Genomic DNA, 6,335 nt, shown 5'->3' with positions numbered 1-6,335 from the left:
GGCGGCGGCGGCGCAGCCGCCGTGACCCGCGCCCAGGACGGCGACCGAACTGATGCTCATGATGCTGATGGTCCGTGACGGAACGACGTGATTGCCGGCCAAACGACCCGCCTGCGGTTGTCGCCGGCGATCTCCACTTGATAGAAATCGATCCTGAGAGCCATCTCGATCGCGAACCGTCGGGGTTGGGAGAGGACGTGGCCCGAGTTGTGCACAAGCGGCCGGCGGGTGCAACGGTCTTTATGCAAAGTCGGCGCCACGCCCAAAGGGCATGACACCGACTGGAAGCAAAGTCGGCGCCACGCCGGAGCGGCGTGACACCGACTGGAAGCAAAGTCGGCGCCACGCCCGCGGGCGGGTGCGAAAAAGGGCGGGGAGCGGATGACGCAGGCGCTGACGGTTGCGACTATCGAGACGTTCGTGGTGACGCTGCCGGTCCGGCGGCCGCATTACTGGGTCGGCCTGACCGCGCCGGCCGGGCGCGGTTATCTGGTGCTGAAGCTGCGGCTCGACAACGGCGTCGTCGGCTGGGGCGAGGCGCAGACCATCGGTACCTGGGGCGGCGACGACCAGTCGCGCTACGGCGAGACGACCGGCACGGCGCTCGCCGTGATCCGCGAGGCGCTGGAGCCGGCCCTCGCCGGCGTCGACGTGAGGAGCCTCGAAAACGTGCACGCCGCCATGAACCGCGCCGTTCGCGGCCACCCCTACGCCAAGGCCGCCGTCGAAGTCGCGATCTTCGACGCACTCGGCAAGACCCTCGGGCTGCCGGTGTATCAGCTCCTCGGCGGCCGACAGCTCGGCCACGGGCGGGGCCGGCGGCGGCGACGGAGCGGTGCGGCTGCTCATCCATACGGTCATCACCCCGGCGACGCCCACGGCGACGGCCAGGAACGACAGCGGGGCCGCCACCACCTGCCACATCGAGGCCCGGGCGGGCGCCGTCCGGCGCACCGGCGGCTTGGCCGGCGCGGTCCGCCCGCTCCACGGCGGGGGCGCCCGGCGCGTCGGCCGGGTCGAAGCGTGTCGAATGGTCGGAGCGGCCATCGATGCTCGGTTGACGTCACGCATGAAACATCACGCTCGTTCCGGTCCGCGGCACAAACGGCCCGGACCGGCCAGAACGCGGCAATCTTTAGCAAAAATCAACCGGAAGGGCGACCCGCAAGAATTTTGACGGGAAACAGCACTTTAACTCTACTTTAAAGGCCGAGGCCCGAGGATCGGGGCGAGATAGACGGGATAAGTGCTGCCGTCGGCGGGCGCCTGCCTGCCGGCCGCAGTGGAATGCATGGCCTTCCGATCATGCCTCGGCTCCCCCGGCCGAGCAGCGCCCGGTCTCCCGCGCACGAGCCCGACCGCATCGTGAAGGCATCCTGCCGTTGCGCCTCGCTCGCTGGATCATGCTCAACGCTCCCCGCCGTATCGGCACCAAGCTCGCACTTTCGGCCGGCATCGGCGTCCTGCTGGTGGCCGGCATGATCGTCAACACCGGCCTCAACGGCCGTTCGACCCTGCAGATGACCGGGGCGGCCAACGAGCGCCAGAAGGCGGCCCAGGAGGCCGGCCAGATCGGCCTGCACTTCCAGCGGATGCAGACCTATACGCGCGACGCCCGCCTGGCCCGGGACGAGGCGGCGGTCGACACCGCCCTGCAGGAGCTGGAGAAGAGCTCCGGCGACGGCTTCGCCCTGCTCGACCAGCTCGCCGAGCGCAGCAAGGACGCCGGCGGCGGCGAGACGCTGGACAAGATCAAGGAGCTCTACGCCGACTACCTGACCGGCGCGGCCGAGCTGGTGGAGAACCAGCGCGCCGTGGTCGGGCTGTGGAGCGAGCGGCGGCGCCTCGGCGGCGCCTGGGACGCGGCCCTGCTGGGCACCCTCGATCTCCTGGCCGAGCAGGCGTCGGACACCCGCGCCGTCGAGGCGCGGCTGCGCGCCGCCGGCAGCGCCGCCAGCACGCTGCGGATCGCCAGCTTCGACTTCGACGAGCTGCGTACGCCCGAGCAGGGCGGGGCCGTGGGCCTGCGGGCCCGCGAGGCGGCCGACCTGCTCGACCGGGCCGGTCGGGCCCCGGCCGAAGCGGCCGTGCTGGCCGCCATCGAGCCCCTCGCCGCGACGCTCGCCGGGCTCGGCGAGACGGCGGACCGGATCGTCACCACCATCGGCGAGCAGGACGCCCTGCTGCGCGACCGGCTGGTCCCCATCGTGTCCCAGATCGACGCGCTGCTGACCGGCGTCATCGACGGCGCCAACGCCACCGCGGCCCACGAGATGGAGGCGACCTCGGAGCGCATCGCCGAGGGCACGCTGCTCAACAGCGCGGCCGGCGGCTTCGTCGTCGTCGTGCTGATCGGCTCGGCGGCGTTCGGGGCGCTGTCCATCGGCCGGCCGATCCGCCGCGTCGGCGCCACCCTGCAGGCGCTGGTCGACGGCGACCGGACGGTGCAGATCCCTTATGTGGCCCGCCGCGACGAGGTCGGCGACACCGCCCGCGCCGCCCAGGCCTTCAAGGACAATCTGGTGCGCATCGCCGCCATGGAGACGGAGCAGCGCGCCGCCGACGAGCGCGCCGCCGGCGAGCGGCAGGCCGCCGTGCACCGCATCGCCGACGACTTCGAGACCGCGGTGGGCGCGATCGTCGAGGCGGTGTCGACCGCCGCGACCGATCTCGAGGCCGCCTCGGGCAGCCTGACCCACACGGCCGAGACGACCCAGCATCTTTCGACCACGGTGGCCTCCGCCTCCGAGCAGGCCTCGGCGAATGTCGAGACCGTGGCGGCGGCGACCACCGAGATGACGGCCTCGGTGAACGAGATCAGCCGGCAGGTGCAGGAATCCACCCGCATCGCCGGCGAGGCCGTGCACCAGGCCGAGCGGACCGACGCGCGGATCGCCACCCTGTCGCAGGCGGCCGCCCGCATCGGCGACGTGGTCAAGCTGATCACGGCGGTCGCCCAGCAGACCAACCTGCTGGCGCTCAACGCCACCATCGAGGCGGCCCGGGCCGGCGAGGCCGGCAAGGGCTTCGCCGTCGTCGCCCAGGAGGTCAAGGCGCTGGCCGGCCAGACCGCCGCGGCGACCAACGAGATCGGCGCCCAGATCGGCGCCATGCAGGCGGCGACGGAGGATTCGGTCGGCGCCATCAAGGAGATCGGCGGCACCATCGGGCGCATCGCCGAGATCGCCTCGGCCATCGCCGCGGCCGTCGAGGAGCAGGGCGCGACCACGGCCGAGGTGGCGCGCAACATCCAGCAGGCCTCGCGCGGCACCGCCGAGGTCGCCCGCACCATCGGCGAGGTCAGCCGCGGCGCCGGCGCCACCGAGACCGCCTCCGAGCAGGTGCGGACCTCCGCCACCGTGCTGGCCTCCGAGGGCAGCAAGCTGAAGGAGGAGGTGCGCCGCTTCCTGATGAACGTGCGCACCGGACCGCTCGACCGCCGCGACGGCGACGACCTCTCCTACGGCGGCCCGGAACGTCGCGCGGACCGCGGCAAAGCGGCGGCGTGAGAGGGCGACCTTTTCGCTGATCAGGTCGGGGCCGGACCATGCGCGCTCGCAACCCGGGCGTGCCCCGCCCCCGCGCGCTCCGCGCGCCGGGCGCAGGAAGCAGGTCTTGCTCGGGCGGCGGCTGCGCGTCCCGAACTGATCAGCCCGCCCGCCGGCCCGGTGCGATAATCGCCAACCCTCGTCCTGAAAATATCGCTTGAACGGATCGCACTTCGCTGCGTTCAATCGGTGCCTGCGTTCGCGCGTGGCCGTCTTCGGCCCGGCGTGGACGCGGACGAGCGGGCCCCTCGAGAGGCTCGCCGTCCGGGAGGAGTGACGCCACCATGAGCGACCCTACGGTAGTCCCGTGGCCGCGGCCCGCGCCTGTGGCGCGGCCCGAGACCGTTCTCGCCGTCGACGACGTGGTGGTGCGGTTCCAGACCCGCGACGCCGTCGTCACGGCGGTGGACCGGATGTCGTTCGGCGTGCGGCCGGGCGAGTTCATCTCGGTGATCGGGCCGTCCGGCTGCGGCAAGTCCACGCTGTTCAACGTGATCGGCGGCCTCGTCACGCCGACCGCCGGGCTGGTCACGGTGGCGGGCGAGCCGATCCGCGGCCCGCATCCGGCGATCGGCATGGTGTTCCAGGAGGAGTCGACCTTTCCCTGGCGCACCGTGCTGGACAATGTCGCGTTCCCGCTGGAGGTGCGCGGCGTGCCGCGCCGGGTGCGCAACGAGAAGGCCCGCGACGTCGTCGCCATGGTCGGCCTCACCGGGTTCGAGGAGCACTACCCGTCCGAGCTGTCGGGCGGCATGCGCCAGCGCGTCTCGATCGGCCGCACGCTCGCCTCCGAGCCGAAGATCCTGCTGATGGACGAGCCCTTCGCCTCGCTGGACGAGCAGACCCGGCTGCTGCTCGGCGACAAGGTGCTGCAGATCCAGCAGACGCTGAGGCAGACGACGCTGCTGATCACCCATTCGATCACCGAGGCGGTGCAGCTCTCCGATCGCGTCGTGGTGATGAGCTACCGGCCTGGCCGCCTGAAGCGGATCGTCGACATCGACCTGCCGCATCCGCGCACGTCCGAGGTGGTGACCAGCGAGGCCTTCGGTCACTACGTCGCGGAGATCTGGGGCGACCTGCGCGACGAGGCGAGCCGCGGCATGGCCGAGGCCGAGGCGCAGCGCGGGGGGACGCGTTGAGCCGCACGGGGGTCGACCGCGGCCCGGCGCTCACCGGGGCGGCGACGCTGGTCGGTCTGTTCGTGCTGCTCGAGCTGGCGATCCGGGTCGGGCTCGTCGACCGCTACGTCGTGCCGCCGCCGAGCGAGGTGATCACCAGCTTCGGCCGCATCGTCACCGAGGAGAACATCCCGCAGCGCTTCGCCCAGACGGCGCTGGAGGGCCTCGGCGCCGGCGTGCTGATCACCATCGTCGGCGTTCCGCTCGGCGTCCTGCTCTATCGCCGGATGGTGCTGCGCGCCGCCGTGCAGAGCTGGGTGGCGGCACTCGCCGCCGCGCCGCTGGTGCTGGCCTATCCGCTCTTCCTGGTGATCTTCGGCCGCAGCGCCTGGACCATCGTGATGATGGGCTTCGTCTCCGGCGTCGCGCCCGTGATCCTCAAGACGCTGGAAGGCCTGACCGCGACCCGGAGGGTGCTGATCGATGTCGGCCGCAGCCTGAAGCTGACGCCGATGCAGCAGTTCCGCCTGGTGCTGCTGCCCGCCGCGGTGCCGACCATCTTCGTCGGCCTGCGGCTCGGCCTGATCTTCGCGCTGATCAACGTGGTCGGGCTGGAGTTCCTGATCAATTTCGGCGGGCTCGGCCAGCTCATCAACGAGCTCGCCGAGCGCTACGACCTGCCCGGCACCTATGCGGCGATCGCCTTCGTGGTGCTGGTCAGCGTGCTGTTCTTCGCAGGCCTGGAGAGGACCGAGCGGTGGCTGAGACCCGGACGATAGCGGCACTGCCGATCACGCCCCGCATCGGGGCGGTGATGCGGCTGCGCCTGCTGCTGATCCTCGGCGCGCTGATCCTGTGGGAGGCGGTCTCGGCCTCGGGGCTGCTGTTCCGCGACGTCGTGCCGTCGCTGCTCACGGTGGCGCAGGCGCTGCTGCGCCTGCTCGCCGACCCCGCCTTCTGGAGCCATGCCGCGGTGACGGCCGGCGAGGTTCTGGGGGCGCTGGCGATCGGCGGCACGGCGGGGCTCGCGGCCGGCCTGCTGCTCGGCGCCAACCGGTTCCTCGGCCGCGCCTACGAGCCCTATCTCAACAGCCTCGCGCCGACCCCGAAGATCATCTTCTTCCCGGTGATGATCATGGCGTTCGGCGTCTATGCCGGCTCGAAGGTCGCGATGGGCGCCCTGTCGGCGTTCTTCCCCGTCGCGCTCTCCACCGCCGCGGGCATGCGCGAGGTCGACGCCGCGCTGATCCGGGTCGGCCGCAGCTTCCGCCTGTCGACCTGGCAGATGGTGACCAAGATCTACCTGCCGGCGATCCGCGTCCCCGTGCTCAACGGCCTGCGGCTCGGCTTCGGCGTCGCCGTGATCGGCGTGCTGCTGGCCGAGACCAAGCTCTCCAACCAGGGCCTCGGCTATCTGGTGATGCAGGCCTATGCCCGCTTCGACATGCCGCTGATGTACGCGATCCTGATCGTCGTCTTCACCGTCGCCGTCGCGCTGAACGCCGCGCTGGAGCGGTTTTCGCGGACGCGACGGGGGAAGGGGTGACGTTGCACCTTGCATCTCCTTCACCCCTCATCCTTCACCCCTCATGGTGAGGAGCGCTCCGAAGGAGCGCGTCTCGAACCATGTGGCTCGAACAGTGGCCGCCCTCGCCCTTCGAGACGG

The 6,335-nt window shown here is 71.5% G+C and carries 5 protein-coding genes; all 5 read left to right on the top strand.

What is annotated here, in order from left to right; all coding sequences use genetic code 11:
• Window positions 1–381 precede the first annotated feature (381 nt).
• The 5 genes from CH341_RS15745 (at window position 382) to CH341_RS15725 (ending at window position 6,215) form a co-directional block, all read left to right on the top strand.
• Entirely contained in the window at window positions 382–1,206 is an 825-nt protein-coding gene (locus CH341_RS15745; RefSeq protein ID WP_111419958.1) for an enolase-like domain-containing protein, read from the top strand.
• 197 nt (window positions 1,207–1,403) lie between these two features.
• Window positions 1,404–3,509, top strand: a complete 2,106-nt coding sequence (locus tag CH341_RS35280; RefSeq protein ID WP_210208350.1) for a methyl-accepting chemotaxis protein — start codon at window positions 1,404–1,406, stop codon at window positions 3,507–3,509.
• A 323-nt stretch (window positions 3,510–3,832) separates the two neighbouring features.
• Window positions 3,833–4,690, top strand: a complete 858-nt coding sequence (locus tag CH341_RS15735) for an ABC transporter ATP-binding protein (RefSeq protein WP_111419957.1) — start codon at window positions 3,833–3,835, stop codon at window positions 4,688–4,690.
• Window positions 4,687–5,448: an ABC transporter permease gene (locus CH341_RS15730; RefSeq protein WP_111419956.1), complete on the top strand. Its 762-nt coding sequence runs from the start codon at window positions 4,687–4,689 to the stop codon at window positions 5,446–5,448. The genes CH341_RS15735 and CH341_RS15730 overlap by 4 nt, the downstream gene beginning before the upstream one ends.
• A complete protein-coding gene (locus CH341_RS15725; protein WP_245431084.1) occupies window positions 5,427–6,215 on the top strand; it encodes an ABC transporter permease in 789 nt (262 codons plus the stop codon). Before CH341_RS15730 ends, CH341_RS15725 begins: the two co-directional genes overlap by 22 nt.
• The last annotated feature ends 120 nt before the right edge of the window (window positions 6,216–6,335 follow it).

Source organism: Rhodoplanes roseus (genome assembly GCF_003258865.1).
GTDB classification, from domain to species: Bacteria; Pseudomonadota; Alphaproteobacteria; order Rhizobiales; family Xanthobacteraceae; genus Rhodoplanes; species Rhodoplanes roseus.
Note: the sequence above shows the minus strand (reverse complement) of the source record. Positions and strands in the feature narration are given on the sequence as shown.

What these genes read in the sequence shown, in the direction of transcription:
- CH341_RS35280 (WP_210208350.1), top strand. Translation starts at nt 1,404, where the DNA reads ATGCTCAACGCTCCCCGCCGTATCGGCACCAAGCTCGCACTTTCGGCC.
- CH341_RS15735 (WP_111419957.1), top strand. Translation starts at nt 3,833, where the DNA reads ATGAGCGACCCTACGGTAGTCCCGTGGCCGCGGCCCGCGCCTGTGGCG.
- CH341_RS15745 (WP_111419958.1), top strand. Translation starts at nt 382, where the DNA reads ATGACGCAGGCGCTGACGGTTGCGACTATCGAGACGTTCGTGGTGACG.